The 16,762-nt window shown below is 41.8% G+C and carries 20 protein-coding genes; 14 read left to right on the forward strand and 6 right to left on the reverse strand.

Translation table 11 applies throughout. The features are described from left to right. Positions 1-10: 10 nt before the first annotated feature. The 4 genes from P7J49_RS00065 to menA all read left to right on the forward strand — a co-directional run bounded on the left by P7J49_RS00065 (position 11) and on the right by menA (position 3,632). A complete protein-coding gene (locus P7J49_RS00065) occupies positions 11-1,000 on the forward strand; it encodes a polyprenyl synthetase family protein (RefSeq protein ID WP_408568668.1) in 990 nt (329 codons plus the stop codon). An 80-nt stretch (positions 1,001-1,080) separates the two neighbouring features. Continuing rightward, the gene (locus P7J49_RS00070; RefSeq protein WP_408568670.1) at positions 1,081-1,560 is read left to right on the forward strand and encodes an FMN-binding protein; all 480 of its coding nucleotides are present in this window, start codon (positions 1,081-1,083) and stop codon (positions 1,558-1,560) included. 73 nt (positions 1,561-1,633) lie between these two features. Continuing rightward, the gene (locus P7J49_RS00075) at positions 1,634-2,683 is read left to right on the forward strand and encodes an FAD:protein FMN transferase (protein WP_408568671.1); all 1,050 of its coding nucleotides are present in this window, start codon (positions 1,634-1,636) and stop codon (positions 2,681-2,683) included. Next, positions 2,676-3,632: a 1,4-dihydroxy-2-naphthoate polyprenyltransferase gene (menA, locus tag P7J49_RS00080; RefSeq protein WP_408568673.1), complete on the forward strand. Its 957-nt coding sequence runs from the start codon at positions 2,676-2,678 to the stop codon at positions 3,630-3,632. The genes P7J49_RS00075 and menA overlap by 8 nt, the downstream gene beginning before the upstream one ends. A 41-nt stretch (positions 3,633-3,673) precedes the next feature. Here menA and P7J49_RS00085 read toward each other — a convergent pair whose 3' ends face one another. Genes P7J49_RS00085 through P7J49_RS00110 form a run of 6 tightly spaced genes read right to left on the reverse strand, consistent with a single transcriptional unit; the run spans position 3,674 to position 6,352 of the window. Next, positions 3,674-4,102: a NusG domain II-containing protein gene (locus tag P7J49_RS00085; protein WP_408568675.1), complete on the reverse strand. Its 429-nt coding sequence runs from the start codon at positions 4,100-4,102 to the stop codon at positions 3,674-3,676. Positions 4,103-4,154: 52 nt separating this feature from the next. Further along, on the reverse strand, positions 4,155-4,502 hold the full coding sequence (locus P7J49_RS00090) for a hypothetical protein (RefSeq protein WP_408568677.1): 348 nt from the start codon (positions 4,500-4,502) through the stop codon (positions 4,155-4,157). A gap of 4 nt (positions 4,503-4,506) precedes the next feature. Next, complete coding sequence (locus P7J49_RS00095; protein WP_408568678.1) at positions 4,507-4,839, reverse strand: MFS transporter; 333 nt, start codon at positions 4,837-4,839, stop codon at positions 4,507-4,509. Between the two features lie 12 nt (positions 4,840-4,851). After that, complete coding sequence (locus P7J49_RS00100; protein WP_408568680.1) at positions 4,852-5,934, reverse strand: DUF3278 domain-containing protein; 1,083 nt, start codon at positions 5,932-5,934, stop codon at positions 4,852-4,854. Positions 5,935-5,947: 13 nt separating this feature from the next. Next, positions 5,948-6,148, reverse strand: a complete 201-nt coding sequence (locus P7J49_RS00105; RefSeq protein WP_408568681.1) for a hypothetical protein — start codon at positions 6,146-6,148, stop codon at positions 5,948-5,950. Positions 6,149-6,163: 15 nt separating this feature from the next. Beyond that, entirely contained in the window at positions 6,164-6,352 is a 189-nt protein-coding gene (locus tag P7J49_RS00110) for a helix-turn-helix transcriptional regulator (protein ID WP_002942681.1), read from the reverse strand. Positions 6,353-6,622: 270 nt separating this feature from the next. Here P7J49_RS00110 and rsmH point away from each other — a divergent pair, with 270 nt between their 5' ends. The 10 genes from rsmH to gndA all read left to right on the forward strand — a co-directional run bounded on the left by rsmH (position 6,623) and on the right by gndA (position 16,755). Further along, positions 6,623-7,573 carry a 16S rRNA (cytosine(1402)-N(4))-methyltransferase RsmH gene (gene rsmH / locus P7J49_RS00115; RefSeq protein ID WP_029186135.1) on the forward strand — a complete coding sequence of 317 codons (951 nt, stop codon included), beginning with the start codon at positions 6,623-6,625 and terminating at the stop codon, positions 7,571-7,573. A gap of 10 nt (positions 7,574-7,583) precedes the next feature. Continuing rightward, positions 7,584-7,907 carry a cell division protein FtsL gene (ftsL, locus tag P7J49_RS00120; protein ID WP_002937992.1) on the forward strand — a complete coding sequence of 108 codons (324 nt, stop codon included), beginning with the start codon at positions 7,584-7,586 and terminating at the stop codon, positions 7,905-7,907. Next, a complete protein-coding gene (pbp2X, locus tag P7J49_RS00125) occupies positions 7,907-10,156 on the forward strand; it encodes a penicillin-binding protein PBP2X (RefSeq protein WP_408568683.1) in 2,250 nt (749 codons plus the stop codon). Before ftsL ends, pbp2X begins: the two co-directional genes overlap by 1 nt. Position 10,157: 1 nt before the next feature. Next, positions 10,158-11,156 (forward strand): phospho-N-acetylmuramoyl-pentapeptide-transferase, encoded by a 999-nt coding sequence (mraY, locus tag P7J49_RS00130; RefSeq protein ID WP_024376390.1) that lies wholly within the window; start codon positions 10,158-10,160, stop codon positions 11,154-11,156. A gap of 96 nt (positions 11,157-11,252) precedes the next feature. Beyond that, a complete protein-coding gene (locus P7J49_RS00135; protein ID WP_408568685.1) occupies positions 11,253-12,086 on the forward strand; it encodes a hypothetical protein in 834 nt (277 codons plus the stop codon). Positions 12,087-12,165: 79 nt separating this feature from the next. Continuing rightward, a complete protein-coding gene (locus P7J49_RS00140) occupies positions 12,166-13,509 on the forward strand; it encodes a DEAD/DEAH box helicase (protein ID WP_408568686.1) in 1,344 nt (447 codons plus the stop codon). 17 nt (positions 13,510-13,526) lie between these two features. Beyond that, the gene (locus P7J49_RS00145; RefSeq protein WP_408568688.1) at positions 13,527-13,751 is read left to right on the forward strand and encodes a DUF4059 family protein; all 225 of its coding nucleotides are present in this window, start codon (positions 13,527-13,529) and stop codon (positions 13,749-13,751) included. 13 nt (positions 13,752-13,764) lie between these two features. After that, positions 13,765-14,682 carry a thioredoxin-disulfide reductase gene (gene trxB / locus P7J49_RS00150; RefSeq protein ID WP_002942687.1) on the forward strand — a complete coding sequence of 306 codons (918 nt, stop codon included), beginning with the start codon at positions 13,765-13,767 and terminating at the stop codon, positions 14,680-14,682. Positions 14,683-14,691: 9 nt separating this feature from the next. Further along, positions 14,692-15,231 carry a YceD family protein gene (locus P7J49_RS00155; RefSeq protein WP_408568690.1) on the forward strand — a complete coding sequence of 180 codons (540 nt, stop codon included), beginning with the start codon at positions 14,692-14,694 and terminating at the stop codon, positions 15,229-15,231. Positions 15,232-15,327: 96 nt separating this feature from the next. After that, positions 15,328-16,755 carry an NADP-dependent phosphogluconate dehydrogenase gene (gene gndA / locus P7J49_RS00160; RefSeq protein WP_408568692.1) on the forward strand — a complete coding sequence of 476 codons (1,428 nt, stop codon included), beginning with the start codon at positions 15,328-15,330 and terminating at the stop codon, positions 16,753-16,755. The last annotated feature ends 7 nt before the right edge of the window (positions 16,756-16,762 follow it).

The raw sequence follows: 16,762 nt of genomic DNA on the forward strand, positions 1-16,762 counted from the left end.
TAAAACATTAGTGGTACATCAAATTTGGAATGCTCATCCTGATGTGAAACGGGGGCTTGAGGAGGTTAAGTCCATTATTCTATCTGAAATGATGGTCCTACATCCAGCAGTGACTTCAAAGATTGTTGAATATGTAGAGGCACCTGGGAAATACCTACGTGCCGGCCTCTGTCTGCTCTTTGCACAAATGACGGAAGGACAGATTAGTAAATCAAAACTGTATTTTGCCGCCCATTTAGAGGTTTTGCATCTAGCAACTCTCATTCATGATGATGTGATTGATGGTGCAGATAAGAGACGGGGTGTTGAAGCAGCCCATCAACAATTTTCAAACCGAATCGCTATTTATACGGGAGACTATCTTCTGGCTTACTCAGGACGCTTGCTTGGGAAAGGACTTCGATTGCAGGAGTTGACGGAGAATGACTTGGATTTGGGCAATGATAAGCTCCTGGAAATTATTCTTCGTGGAGAGTTATCACAGTTGGTCAATCAATTTGATACCCAAATGACGATGAAAGCCTATCTCAAGCAAATTCAAGGGAAAACAGCTTTTTTATTCGGTTTAGCATGTCAGCTGGGCAGCTTTATTCCAGGGCAATCAAAGAAGGATAGTCATTTAGCCTTTCGTGCTGGTCAAGCTCTGGGGATGGCTTTTCAAATCCGAGATGATCTGATTGACTACCGCTTAGATGTTGAAAAGTCGGGTAAGCCCAGATTGCAAGATATTCAAAATGGAATTTATACAGCACCACTTTTGTTTGCGATGAGTGAGGATCGTTCTATTCGTCAGCACTTACAGAACTACATTCAAACCCCTAGTCAAGAGGGGCTGAATGTGATAATAAATAAGCTATTTGCAACGAATGCCATTGCCAAAACGGAAGGATTGATTGTGGCTTATTTAAATAAAATGAGAAGTCATTTAGACAGACTGAATCGCTTTTCTCTCCAATCATTGGATAGCATTGTCGAAACGGTTTTTAGTCATTATTTTTAAAAATATATCTAGACTTTTTCTTTAATTAGGTATATCATAATAAATAGAAAAACTATTTACTTTACAAAAGGAGTATTGTTATGAAAACAACTAAAGTTGTCTTGAAAAGTTTGGTCGTTCTTGGTGCGGTCTTTGCACTTGCTGCTTGCGGTTCTAAACAAGAATCTACTTCAACTTCATCTTCAACTACAGAAACAGTAGTATTGAAAGATGGTACTTACAAAGCTGAGTCAGGCAAAGACGATTACGGCTATAAAATCGTTCACACTTTGACAGTTAAAGATGGTAAAATTAGCGAATCTAAGTTTGATTACGAAGCTGAAGATGGTAGCTTAAAATCAACAAATGAAGAATACAACAAAAACATGAAGGACAAAGCAGGAGTTTCTGCTGGTGAAGCAATTGAACAACTCAATGCTGCTTTGGTAAAAGAACAAGATCTTTCAGCTGTTGAAGTTGTTTCAGGTGCAACACAGACTACAAATGATTTCAAGAAGAGCACAGAAGCCCTTCTTGCTGCAGCTGCCGAAGGAAATACAGAAACTGTAACTCTTGACTAATTTAGTCAATACTGATAAGACACAGGAGCATCAAGTCGCAACTGTGTCTTCTTGTTTATATGAGGGAAAACTATTGAAAAAATTGATTCGACTACTTGGGCTGGTACTGTTCACAGTATGCTTAGTAGCTTGTGGACAATCTCAATCAGCAAGCTTACCAGTTGTGAAGACGCCTTTGACACGTAGTGAAAGCTTGCTTCACACTGTTGTTCAATTAAGTATCTATCATGAAGACCAAGAAGAAGTGATGGCTGAAGCTATCTCCTATATCAAGGAGATGGAAAGCCTACTGTCTACAAACTTGGAAGGGGCAGATGTCTACCGTATCAATCAGGCTGCGGGAAAAGAAGCTGTTGAGGTGGATGAGCGTACCTTTGAAGTGATTGAAACAGCTATTGACATGAGTAAAGAAAGTCAGGGGCTATTTGACATTTCCATTGGAGCTGTGAGCAATCTGTGGAAAATTGGAGACGAGGATGCACGCAAGCCCAGTGATGAAGAAATCAAGGCTGCTCTGCCATTTATTAATTATAAAGACATTACTTTAGATAAGGAAAAGAAGACTGTCTTTATCAAAGAGGGAATGACCTTAGAATTAGGAGCGATTTCTAAAGGGTACATTGCAGATAAGGTCAGAGAATTGTTTGCCAGCAAAGGGATTACGACAGCTATCATCAATCTAGGCGGGAATGTGGTGGTTATGGGGGATTCGCCAACGACACAAAATGGTTGGAATGTTGGAGTTCAAGACCCAGACCAAGTGCGTGGATCAACGGTCGGTTCTGTGCCAGGGACACATGATTCGGTTGTTACTTCAGGTATTTACGAGCGCTACTTAGAGGTGGACGGTGTTAAATACCACCATATTCTGGATCCAAAAACTGGCTATCCTGTGGAAAACGATATTTCAGGTGTGACAGTCTTTTCCAAAACATCTATCCAAGGAGATGCCTTATCCACAACTCTCTTCTTACTAGGTGTGGAAAAAGGTCTTGACTTTATCAATCAGATTGACGGTGTAGAAGCTGTTTTCATCGATAAGGAGCAGGGCGTTCATCTGAGTGATGGCTTGAAGGAAAGTTTTGAATTAACGAATGAGGAGTATCATCTTGTCAATGAATAAATCAACTAAAGGGCTCAGTTTGCCTGTATTTCTAGAATTTGTTGAAATGAAGACCAAGGTAGCTAGTGTTTTCCCGATGACCTTGGGAATTTTATGGAGCCTGTATCGCTATCAAGCTTTCAATTGGCTCAATACTCTCCTCTTCATCATTGCCGTCCTCAGCTTTGACATGTGTACAACTGCCATCAACAATAGCATGGATTACCACAAGGCCAAGGATGAAACCTATCGTCAGGAAAGCAATGTGATTGGAAAATTCTCCCTAGATTTCCGTCAGATGATTGGAATCGTCCTTGCCCTACTTATTTTTTCAGTGGTTATTTCATTGGTGCTTGTTTGGCGGACCAGCTGGCTACTCCTTCCGATGGGAGCTTTCTGTTTCCTCATTGGTATCTTTTATACCTTTGGACCGATTCCGCTTTCGAGAATGCCACTGGGTGAAGTTTTCTCTGGAGTAACCATGGGATTTGGGATTTTCTTCTTAGCAGTCTTTATCCAAGACCCAGCTGGGCTATTGACCAGCCAAGTGAGCGGCCAGTGGATGACCTTGCAATTCTCTTGGACAAAAATAATAGAAATTATTTTCATGTCTCTTCCTTTGGCAACCTTGATTGCCAATATCATGTTGGCCAACAATACCTGTGATTTAGAAGAAGATATTCGCAACCATCGTTATACTCTGGTTTACTATATTGGCAAGAAAAATGCTCTTAAATTGTATTTTGTCTTGGCAAGTTTACCATGGTTGCTGTGGATAATCTACTGTCTGACTGGATTCTTACCAATCTGGGCACTGATCGGTTTAATCGGTGTTTGGCCTGCTTATAAGAGTCTAGAAACATTTTTGAAAAAGCAAGTCAAACGAGAAACCTTTATAGAAGCAGTGAAGAGTTTTGTACTCTTTGCGCTGCTATATGTGGTGATACTTGCTTTAGCCCTTATTTTCTAAAAAGGAAAGACACAGTCGTTCATCAGGCTGTGTCTTCTTTCTTATAGTGGCAAAATAAGTTCTTCTTCGTCAGTATCCTCTCCCCCGACGGATTTGATTTCAATCAACAGGTTATGTGGCAGGCAAACGGATAATTCGCCCGGCTGACTAATCCAGCTGGTCATTACGGCAATTTGGTCTGGGCTATTGTCTTCCTTGACACGAATGCGTTCGCCATCAACTTCAATGATGTTGTATTGCCCTTCATTGGGATAGTAGTTCTTTTCTTGATGTGGAGTGTCCTTTGATAATTCAAATTGGTCGACCACCTCACCATTGATGCGAACATAGGCAATCGTTTTTGTCTCATTTGTATCTGTTGTCAGATGTGCATAGGTAAAAATTGCTGGAAGAAAGGATAAGATGAGGGTGAATCCGATTAAGATATAATCAAATAATTTGAGTTGTTTGAGAATAGATTTGATTGTCATATACAGTCTATTGTATAGAAAAAAATTTGCTTTGTAAAATCTTGAATGTGGATTACTTTTTTAATTGTCCAACAAAGAGTAGGATGGCTAACATTCCCCAGAATCCAGCTTGCAGTGGCTGGATTTTCCCAGTGAAAAATCCAATGGAGAAAGTTAGGGCAAAACCTGCAAAGAGAAACCAGAGCAGTGGTTTACGATAAAGATAGATAGCTTTTTGGACAGCATTTGCTTCTGGGCTGGTAGTTTGCCAGTCACTATTTAAAATTGGAAGAATAGTGAACAGTAAGATAAAGATTGGTGGGGTGTCCCCAGTCAAATAGCTATGTATATACAGGCTGCAAATTGCTGTATAGGAGAGAACAATCAAAGCGAGAATAAGTTTTAGTTTGTCAAATTTCATTAGCTTACTCCTTTTTGAAATACAGTCGATAAAGAATAGCGATGGCAAATCCAGCAGGTAGGATGAGAATCAGTGGCTTGATATGCCCCAGCCAAATGCCTACAGAATAAGTCAAGGTCATGGCAAACAGGGCAAAGACAGATTGAATGAGAAAGTAGCGTTTTTCCTCTGCTGTTTTATAGGATTTGATGATTTGAATGGTCGGTAGTGTGAGCAGGAACGCACCACTGCTAATTGGTTCATTGACCATGTAAGAGTAGATAAAGAAAGCAGAAAGTAAACCATAAAATAGAACAAAAAATTGACAGGTTTGTTTGGGTGTAAAAGGTTTATTCATGGTGTTAGGTCCTTATTTTTTCTTAGTAGTTTCCGCTTCCAGTTTATGAAGATAGGCAAAGGCTGACAGGGCTATACTAGCAAAGAGGCCCATCATACCACCGAAAAGGAGGGATTTTACGTGGAAGATAGAATCCAGTAGGGGAAGCTGGAGGCTAAAGAGGTCTGCCAGCCCAGCAAAGAGGCTAGATAGCAGGGCAACTCCCAGTCCCCAGAGCAGTGGGTTGAGGGTTCGTCCCTGTCTTTCCTCTGGGCTAAGCTCATCCAAGTCATATTGGGGCAAGTCAGCATGGAGGGTCTGCATATTGACGACACCTAGCAAGATAAAGCTAAAGAGAGCAATTGTCATTGGATAATAGGTGGCAACCTCCACAGGATAGCGGATAGCTAGGAAGTAGGCGACAGCATTTCCAAGAGCAAGGAAGTAGAAGTGATAGATAAAAGCATGACCGCCAATAGCGTCAGCCTTGGTCCGTCGGTACTCGTCTAAAGGACCACGGATACCATAGAAGTACCGTATCATAGTTTGGAGCCACTTGGGTTCTTCTTTGGAAATAGCAGAGCTGACAGTTAGTTTTTCTGCCTTTTTCATGCGTTTGCGTAACATGATTTCAAGAGCAATGCCCGTGAAAACACCACCTAGACAGGCTGACAGGAATTTTCGGAGGTCAAATAGGTGGTCGAGAGGATTGAGTCCCTCCAGCCAGGCATCAAATCCAGTGTTCCAGATATACATACCACAGGTGAAATAGAGGGCGAATTTGATACTTGCACCCTTGAGTTGTTTCTGTTCCTTGCTAGTCAGTTCTTCTACATCTAAACTGTCCAGTTGGCTGTGGCGAAGTTTATACATGATGTAGCTACTGGTTGCTAGATAGCTTAGGAGCAGAGAAACGGGATAGCCAAAGGCGACGACTTCTGGGAATCGCTTAGATAAGGCAAGTGCCAGTAGGGTAAGAGCTAGAGTTCCCCAAAAGAGCAGGATAAAGCAGGTATTGCCTAGTCGGAAGGCTTCTTGTTGGCGAAATTCGTCTAAGGGACCTGCGATACCGTAAAATCGTTTGATCAATTTATCTTGAAAGGTTTCCTTTTTCATACGATCCTCCTATTTACTTACGACGGAAAATGAGTGGTAGGTAAGATAATCCTAGGAAGTAGACGGTTCCAGCAATCAGCAGTTGCACCCAGAACTTCACATGGCTGATGATCTGCATGATGTCTGCTCCGCTATTGCCCCAAAGCTGAAAGAGGGCAAAGAGCGGGATAAAAATAAGGGTAGAGATAAGAGCTTGACGTACATTCTTTTTCATGGTAATTTTTCCTTTCTATTCATTCCAAAAGAGGCTATTGAGATCGGTCTGTAAAGCTTTGGCTAGGTTAATACAGAGGTCTAGCGAGGGATTGTACTTGTTGTTTTCAATCATGTTGATGGTCTGCCTGGATACGCCGATGGCCTTGGCCAAATCCAGCTGGGAAATTCCTAGTAGTAGGCGATAATCTTTGACACGGTTCATGTGCCCTCCTTTCTATGTCAACTATATCTGACACATTTGACTAAAAATGAGAGGATAGGTTGGCTATCCTTTTAAATGATTGTCAATTATATCTGACATACAACTGTAAAAAAATGTGGGAACCCTCCCTGTTGATGTCAATTATATCCGACACTTTTCTGTAATGTTATTATATACCCATCAAGAAAGCTTGTCAACTATATTTGACACATTTTTTGTAAAAAGTTTGCAACAACTTTTTGATTTATTTTGTGGTACAATAAATAAGATATGAGCAAGGAATTTAATCACACTACTGTGCTTTTGCACGAAACAGTAGATATGTTAGACATCAAACCAAATGGAATTTATGTAGATGCTACCTTGGGTGGGGCAGGTCATAGTGAGTACCTTTTGAGTCAGTTGACGGAAGGAGGGCATCTCTATGCCTTTGACCAGGATCAGACGGCCATCGACCATGCCCACATTCGCTTGGCAACCTACATTGAAAAGGGGCAAGTAACCTTCATCAAGGACAATTTTCGCAATCTCAAGACTCGCTTGGCAGAGCTTGGGGTGACAGAGATTGATGGGATTTGTTACGATCTTGGTGTGTCTAGTCCGCAGTTGGATGAGCGGGAGCGTGGCTTTTCTTACAAACAAGATGCTCCGCTTGATATGCGGATGAATCGTGAGGGACATTTGACGGCCTATGATGTGGTCAATAACTATGACTATCATGATTTGGTACGGATTTTCTTTAAATACGGTGAGGATAAATTTTCCAAGCAGATTGCTCGTAAGATTGAACAGGCACGTGCCATCAAACCTATTGAAACGACAACTGAGTTGGCAGAACTGATCAAATCTGCTAAGCCAGCCAAGGAACTTAAGAAGAAGGGCCACCCTGCCAAGCAGATTTTTCAGGCTATTCGGATTGAAGTCAACGATGAATTAGGTGCAGCAGACGAATCTATCCAGCAGGCCATTGACTTATTGGCTTTGGATGGACGGATTTCTGTTATTACTTTCCATTCTTTAGAAGATCGCTTGACCAAACAACTCTTCAAAGAAGCCAGTACGATTGATGTTCCAAAAGGCTTGCCATTTATTCCAGATGACTTGAAGGCGCCACTTGAATTGGTCAATCGTAAGCCTATCTTACCTAGTCAAGAAGAATTAGAGGCAAATAATCGCGCGCATTCAGCCAAACTGCGTGTAGCTAAGAAAGTACATAAATAGGAGAGAGTCTATGTTGCAAGAAAAACGTAGAGAAGCCACTATGCGGGTTATCGGTGATAAAATTAGAACCTTCACACGTGTAGAAAAAGCCTTCTATTCAAGCATCGTATTATCTGGATTAGCCCTTGCCATAGGAATTATCTTTATGCAAACGCGGCTTTTGCAGCTTCAATCTGGGATGGCCAAAGTCAATCAAGATATTAGCCAAAAACAGATTGAAATCAACGATGCAAAGCAAGCTGTCAATGAATTGACACGTTCAGCTCGATTGATGGAAATTGCTGAAAAAGCTGGATTAACTTTTAATAATGACAATATTGGAGTAGCCGAATAATGCCCAGAAGAAATAATAAACTCTTGCGGTATGTCTTGAAAAAACGATATGTTCCGTCAAAAAATCGTCGAAGAGTAGGACAGAGCCTACTTCTTTTGACGGTTTTCGTCTTTTTTCTCTTTTTAATTAACTTTGCCTATATTATCGGAACCGATAGTAAATTTGGGGTGGATTTGTCAGAAAGAGCTGATGCGGTACACCAGCGTGAAGTTACCGTTCAAGCTAAACGGGGGACGATATACGACCGTACAGGAATTCCTATTGCAGAAGATTCAACGACCTATACAGTCTATGCCATCATTGACACAGAATATGTGTCAGAACTGAAAAAAGTTTTGTATGTGCAGTCTTCTCAGTTCAGCAAAGTAGCAGAAATCTTTAAAAAGCATCTCGGAATGGAGACGGCTTATGTTATGGAGCAGCTGAATCAACCTGAACTGAAGCAGGTATACTTTGGGACGTTAGGCAAGAACATCTCCTATAGTACAATGTCCTCAATCCAAGAAGAGATGAAGGCGGCAGGTATTGAAGGGATTGCCTTTGACGCTAGTCCAGGGCGGATGTATCCGAATGGAAATTTTGCTTCAATTTTTGTCGGGTTAGCTAATCCGGTTGAAAACAAGGATGGTAGTTATAGTTTACAGGGTGTGAGTGGTTTAGAATATTATCTGAATGATATTCTAGCTGGTCAAGATGGAAAGGTTATCTACGAGAAAGATAGTCAAGGCCGTGTCCTACCTGGGACAGAAAAGGTTGAAACGGAGACAGTAAATGGGCAGGATGTCTATACGACAATTTCAGCCGATCTGCAACGTTCTCTTGAAACCAATATGAATACCTTCTTTGATAACGCCAAAGGGCGATATGCGAATGCAACTTTGGTTTCAGCCAAGACGGGTGAAATACTGGCGACGACCCAAAGGCCAAGCTATGATTCAGATACCAAAGAAGGTCTAGGCCAAGAAGGACTGCTAGAGCGGTCACTCTTATACCAAGAGGCCTTTGAGCCTGGTTCAACAATGAAGGTGCTAACAGTAGCGTCAGCTATCGATAATGGAACCTTTGACCCAAATGCCTATTATACCAATAATGAGTACGTTATCGCAGACGCGAAAATCAATGACTGGACCCTCAATGCAGGTTATTCAGCTGTGACTCTCAATTATGCGCAAGGCTTCTCCCTATCCAGTAACGTTGGGATGACCTTATTGCAGCAACAGATGGGAGATGAAAAATGGCTAAATTACCTCGCTAAATTCCGCTTTGGCTATCCAACGCGTTTTGGTATGGGGGACGAGGCACCAGGAATGGTACCAGGGGACAACATTGTTTCTATCGCCATGTCATCGTTTGGTCAGGGTATTTCTGCAAACCAAGCACAGATGATTCGTAGTTTTACCGCCATTGCGAATAACGGTATTATGCTAGAGCCTAAATTCATCTCAGCTCTTTATAATCCTAATACAGATACAGCTAGAGTTTCTTCGAAAGAAGAAGTAGGAAATCCAGTTTCTGAACAAGCTGCCGATGATACACTTCGCTATATGATTAATGTCGGTACTGACCCTGTTTATGGTACGCTCTACTCACATGACTTACAGGGGCCTGCAATTCAAGTTGATGGCTATGATATTGCGGTCAAATCAGGTACGGCGGAAATTGCCAGCGAAGATGGTCAAGGGTACATTAAAGGTGCCTACATCAACTCTGTAGTAGCCATGATTCCTGCTGAGGACCCTGAATTTATCATGTATGTGACCATTCGCCAACCGGAAGTATTAAATGTCCTGTCTTGGCGTGACATTGTCAGTCCTACATTGAAAGAAGCGATGCTGTTGAAAGACAATTTGAATCTGGATTCACCTGCACCAGCATTGGCACAGGTTGTTAATGAGTCAGAGTATCAATTGCCAGACCTCATTGGTAAGGCACCAGGCGAGTCGGCCGAGGAACTTCGTCGTCAATTAGTTCAACCAGTTATCCTTGGAAACGGTGCTGAAATTAAAAAAGTTTCAGTCGAAAAAGGAAGTAACGTAATCGCCAACCAACAGGTTCTACTCCTGACAAATAAATTCGAAGAAATGCCAGACCTGTACGCAATCACCAAAGAGAATATGGATATATTTGCTGAATGGACTGGTATCGAAGTGACCTATAAAGGAACGGGTTCAAAAGTAGTCGACCAAAGTGTAGAGGTTGGTACCGCTTTGAATAAAACCGAGAAAATAACAATAACCTTAGGAGACTAACATGCAATTCGCACTTATGTCGGGATTGGTAGCTTTTCTAGCAACCGTTCTCTTAATCCCACGATTTATTACATTTTATCAAGCCAAACGCATCGAGGGGCAACAGATGCACGAAGATGTGAAACAACATCAGTTTAAGGCAGGTACACCAACAATGGGGGGAACAGTTTTTCTCGTTGTTGCGATTCTTGTCAGCTTGTTGTTTGCAACGGCCTTTCAACTGTTGACGGGTGGTGTCCTTGCCATCCTCTTCATCCTTGCCCTTTATGGTGTAGTAGGATTTTTGGATGACTTTTTAAAAATTTTCCGTAAAATAAATGAAGGCCTTAATCCTAAACAAAAGCTTGCTCTACAAATTTTAGGAGGGATTGTCTTCTACTTTGTTCACGTAAGAGGAGCAGGTGGCGGAGAATTGAATGTATTTGGTCACATGATACATTTGGGAGTTCTCTATTTCCCATTTGTTCTGTTCTGGCTGGTCGGTTTTTCAAATGCAGTTAATTTGACAGATGGTATTGATGGATTGGCTTCTATCTCAGTTGTTATCAGCCTTCTAGCTTACTCTGTTATCGCCTTCAATGAGCAAAAATTTGATATTCTTCTAGTTTGTGTGACCATGATTGGTGGCTTGCTCGGTTTCTTTGTTTATAACCGTAAACCAGCGAAGATTTTCATGGGGGATGTGGGAAGCTTGGCTCTCGGCGGTATGTTGGCAACTATTTCAATTGCCCTCCGTCAGGAATGGACCCTCCTCCTTATCGGCCTGGTCTATGTCATTGAAACGTCCTCTGTTATGTTGCAGGTTTCATATTTTAAATACACCAAAAAACGCTTTGGAGAAGGTCGTCGTATCTTCCGTATGACTCCTTTCCATCACCATTTAGAGCTCGGAGGTTTGACCGGAAAAGCTGAAAAATGGAGCGAGTGGAAAGTTGACTTTTTCCTCTGGTCAGTCGGTCTCATCATGAGCTTGATTACCCTAGCTATTCTTTATCTATAAAATGTCAGAAACAGCAGAAATGCTGTTTTTTTGCCTTGAAAAATATGGTCGGGGGGGGGGGGGGTAAAATAGAGAGAGAACTGGTGGAGGATAAAAATGGAACAATTCAATCAAGAACAGTTATATGGAGTGGTTATTCAAACCATGACAGCTGCTAGTCAACTTCCTATGGTTAAAGTCAATCGGGAAGAATTTTTGAAGACTCGTTTTAAAGATAGTCCCTATCTAGATAAAATTATTGCGGATGGACCAACAGCGGTCTTCACTACAAAAGCTTTGCGTAAGGAAGCTGAAAAAATCATTAATGATATGACTACGAAAACATCTTTGATTTCTTTCGCAGCTGGTTTACCGGGGAATCCATTTACAGCGGTGGCGGCAGGTACTGCTGATATAGCTCAGTATTTTGGTTTTGCCTTGAATTTGTCGCAACAAATCGCTTATCTTTTTGGTGAAGATGAATTATTTGTTGGCGAAGGGAAGAAAATTTCAGAAGAGGTTCAAATCCGCATTATTGCCTACATTGGTGTCATGTTTGGAGCAGGTGGTTCAGCAGTTCTTCTCAATAAAGTATCCAAGACAGTCGGAGCTAATATCGGTAAAAAAGTAGCTATGCAGGCCTTGACCAAGACAACTTGGTATCCCTTGGTGAAAAAGGTAGCCGCAGTGATTGGTGTGAAAATTACCAAAAAGACTGTTGAAAAGACCATTGCCAATGCAGTTCCTATTTTGGGTGGTCTGATTTCAGGAGGTTTGACCTATTTTACCTTCCAGCCCATGGGAGGGATGTTGGCAGACACATTTGTTAAAAAAATAAATGGTGATTTTGATGGCGAATTAGAACTCACTGAGGCCTTTAAAGCAAGTTTGGAAGAAGAGAAGGCACTTGGAATTATTGAGGCAGAATTTACTGAAGCAAGTGAGAGTTGATTAGGACGGGTATCCGTCCTTTTTGCTTGTCCACCTAAATCGTGCTATAATAGAGGGAAATACAACTAAAGAGGAAACTATGAAATTTACAGATATGAAACTCAAGCCTTATATTCAGGAGGCTTTGAAAGAAATTAACTTTGTCCAGCCGACAGAAGTTCAGGAGAAATTGATTCCTGTTGTTTTATCAGGGAGAGACTTGATAGGGGAATCAAAAACAGGTTCGGGTAAGACCCATACCTTCTTGATCCCGATTTTCCAAAAATTAAATGAGGAATTGGACCAAGTTCAGGCTGTTATTACAGCCCCATCTCGTGAACTGGCTACTCAGATTTATCAAGCGGCACGCCAGTTGGCTAGTCATTCGGACATCGAAGTTCGTGTGACCAATTATGTTGGCGGTACGGATAAGAACCGTCAAATTGACAAGCTTCAAGCTAGTCAGCCTCACATTGTTGTTGGGACACCAGGGCGTATCTATGATTTGGTCAAATCAGGTGACCTTGCTATCCATAAAGCCAAAACCTTTGTGGTTGATGAGGCAGATATGACCTTGGACATGGGCTTTTTGGAAACAGTTGATAAGATTGCTGGCAGCCTGCCAAAAGACTTGCAATTTATGGTCTTTTCAGCGACCATTCCGCAGAAACTCCAACCGTTTTTGAAAAAGTATTTGTCAAATCCAGTCATGGAACAAATCAAGACCCATACGGTCATTTCAGATACCATTGAAAATTGGCTGATTTCAACCAAGGGCCGTGACCGTAACGCGCAGATTTTGGAAGCGACCAAGCTCATGCAGCCTTATTTGGCTATGATTTTTGTCAATACAAAGACACGTGCAGATGAATTGCATAGCTATTTGACTGCGAACGGTCTTCGTGTCGCAAAGATTCATGGGGATATTCCTCCACGTGAGCGCAAGCGGATGATGAACCAGGTGAAGAACTTGGACTATCAGTACATTGTTGCAACGGATTTAGCAGCACGTGGGATTGATATTGAGGGCGTCAGTCATGTCATCAATGATGCCATTCCACAGGATCTTTCCTTCTTTGTTCACCGTGTGGGACGCACAGGTCGTAATGGTTTATCAGGTATTGCCATTACCCTTTATCAGCCAAGCGATGATGCAGATATTCGAGAGCTAGAAAAACTCAATATCAAATTCTTGCCAAAAGAAATGAAAAATGGCGAATTTGTCGATACCTACGACCGTGACCGCCGTGCTAACCGTGAAAAATCTCGCGAAAAACTAGATTTGGAAATGATTGGCTTGGTCAAGAAGAAAAAGAAAAAAGTCAAACCAGGCTACAAGAAGAAAATTCAATGGGCTGTTGATGAAAAACGTCGCAAGACCAAGCGAGTTGAAGCGCGTGCAAAGGGTCGTGCAGAACGTAAAGCCAAGCGTCAAACCTTTTAAAGTAATCGAGGAAAAAGATGTTACAAAACATTCTAAGTTTTTATTTACAAGGATTGCTAATAGCTTCCTTGTTGATTATCACTTCTAGTCTGGTCTGGTTTATCTGGCGTGCGATAAAGGGTGTGGATAAAACCTTGCAAGAACGACAAGATTTCTTGTTTGATTTGTTGATGATTAATGTGATGACAATTCCCATTGCAGCCTTTGGAGTAGTGGGAATCTTATTAATGTTTAAAGCGTAGAAGGAAAAAGTATATGTACGATACAGTTGTAATTGGTGCGGGTCCTGCGGGGATGACTGCAGCTCTTTATGCAGGGCGTAGCAATTTAAAGGTAGCTCTTTTGGAACGTGGTATTTATGGTGGTCAGATGAACAATACCGCGGAAATTGAAAACTATCCAGGCTATGACCATATTTCAGGTCCAGCCTTGGCTGAAAAAATGTTTGAACCCTTGGAAAAATTCGGTGTGGACCATATTTTTGGCACCCTAGTCCGTATTGAGGAAGAAGGACAAATTAAGAAAGTGATCACTGAGGATGGTGTTTTGGAGACAAAGACAGTCGTTCTAGCCATGGGGGCAAAACATCGCTTGTTAGGTATTCCAGGTGAGGATACTTACAATAGCCGCGGTGTCTCATATTGTGCAGTCTGTGACGGTGCCTTCTTCCGTGGACAAAAACTCTTGGTTGTCGGTGGTGGAGATTCTGCGGTCGAAGAAGCTCTCTTCTTGACACAATTTGCGGAGTCTGTGACAATTGTTCACCGCCGTGATCAGCTTCGTGCTCAAAAAGTCATCCAAGACCGCGCCTTTGCCAATGAAAAAATCAACTTCATCTGGGATAGCGTAGTCGAAGAAATCAAGGGCGATGACTTACGTGTACAAAGCGTGGTTATCAAAAATGTGAAAACTGAAGAAGTCAGTGAACTGGACTTCGGTGGTGTCTTTATCTATGTCGGTCTGGATCCGATGACTGATACAGTTGCGGACCTAGGAATTACAGACGAAGCTGGTTGGGTTATCACTAATGAAAAGATGGAAACGACTCAATCAGGTATCTATGCCATCGGTGACATTCGCCAAAATCAACTGCGTCAGATTGCGACGGCTGTTGGAAATGGTGCAGTTGCTGGACAAGAAGTTTATAACTACATCACAGAACTAGCTGAATAGGGGAATACAATGTTTCATATTTACGATATTCAGAAAAATCCAGATGGAATTTCCTTTGAGAAGACCTTGGACTTGCAGGAAGACTTACAAGCTCGAAATAGCGAAGTTTTAGGTTTGTCGCCTGTACAAGTAAGTGGAAATGTTCGCTTTGAATCAGGTTTCTTTTTCTTGGACTACCAGATGACTTATGATATTACCTTGGCATCCAGTCGTTCTCTGCAACCAGTTGTTTTGCATGAGGTCCAAAACGTCAATGAACTCTTTGTTGCCAATGAAGCAGTTCTTAAAGAACAAGATTTGATTGATGAGGATATGGTACTGGTAGTAGAAGATGACCACATTGTCCTTGATGAGAGTGTAGCAGATAATATTTTACTGGCTATACCAATCAAAGTCTTGACACCTGAAGAAGAAGCTGGACAGGAACTACCATCTGGTCAAGCTTGGACTTTAATGACTGAAGAAGATTTCCAACAAAAAGCTCAAGAGAAAAAAGAGGCCAATAGTCCTTTTGCCCAATTACAAGGGTTATTTGGAGATGAGGACTAACTCAGATTGGCAAGATAGTTAAATTATCTGAAAATTCTTGTCAACTTTCCCCATTCGGTGTATAATGAAGAGGATACAAATTAGAGGAGTAAACAAATGACTAAAGCAAATTTTGGTGTTGTAGGGATGGCCGTTATGGGCCGCAACCTTGCACTTAACGTTGAATCACGTGGCTATTCAGTAGCTATTTACAACCGCTCTGCTGATAAAACAGAAGATGTTGTTGCAAGCAATCCAGGTAAAAACTTGGTACCAAGTTACGATGTGGAAAGCTTTGTGGCATCTATCGAAAAACCACGTCGCATCATGCTTATGGTTCAAGCTGGTCCTGGTACAGATGCAACCATTCAAGCGCTCTTGCCGCACTTGGATGAAGGTGACATCTTGATCGATGGTGGTAATACTTTCTACGAAGACACTATCCGTCGTTCAAAAGAATTGGCAAACTCAGGTATTAACTTCATCGGTACAGGTGTATCTGGTGGTGAAAAAGGAGCCCTTGAAGGTCCATCTATCATGCCTGGTGGTCAGAAAGAAGCTTACGAATTGGTGGCAGATGTCTTGGAAGAAATTTCAGCAAAAGCACCAGAAGATGGAGCACCATGTGTGACTTATATCGGTCCAGATGGAGCTGGTCACTACGTAAAAATGGTACACAACGGTATCGAGTATGGCGACATGCAATTGATTGCGGAGTCTTATGGCCTCATGCAACACTTACTCGGTTTGTCAGTAGATGAAATGGCTGATATTTTCACTGAGTGGAACAAAGGCGAATTGGATAGCTACTTGATTGAAATCACAGCAGATATTTTGAAACGTAAAGACGATCAAGGTCAAGATGGACCAATCGTTGACTACATTTTGGATGCAGCTGGTAACAAGGGAACTGGTAAATGGACAAGCCAATCATCACTTGACTTGGGTGTGCCATTGTCATTGATTACAGAATCTGTATTTGCTCGTTATATCTCAACCTACAAAGATGAGCGTGTAGCAGCAAGCAAGGTCCTTCCAAAACCAGCTCCGTTTGCATACGAAGGCGACAAGGCTGAATTGGTAGAAAAAATCCGTCAAGCATTGTACTTCTCAAAAATCATGTCTTATGCACAAGGTTTTGCACAGTTGCGCGTAGCATCAAAAGAAAACAACTGGAACTTGCCATTTGGTGAAATCGCAAAAATCTGGCGTGCAGGTTGTATCATCCGCGCTCGCTTCTTGCAAAAAATCACAGATGCCTACGGACGTGATGAAGACTTGGCAAACTTGCTCTTGGATGAGTACTTCCTTGATGTAACAGCTAAGTATCAACAGGCAGTTCGTGATGTTGTTGCCTTGGCAGTTCAAGCAGGAGTTCCTGTACCAACATTCTCAGCAGCTATTACCTACTTCGATAGCTACCGTTCTGAAAACTTGCCAGCGAACTTGATTCAAGCACAACGTGACTACTTTGGTGCTCACACTTATAACCGTAAAGATAAAGAAGGAATCTTCCATTACGACTGGTATAGCGAATCAAAATAGAAAAGAT

Origin of the sequence: Streptococcus suis (genome assembly GCF_046032515.1) — a bacterium.
Classification (GTDB): Bacteria; Bacillota; Bacilli; order Lactobacillales; family Streptococcaceae; genus Streptococcus; species Streptococcus suis_AL.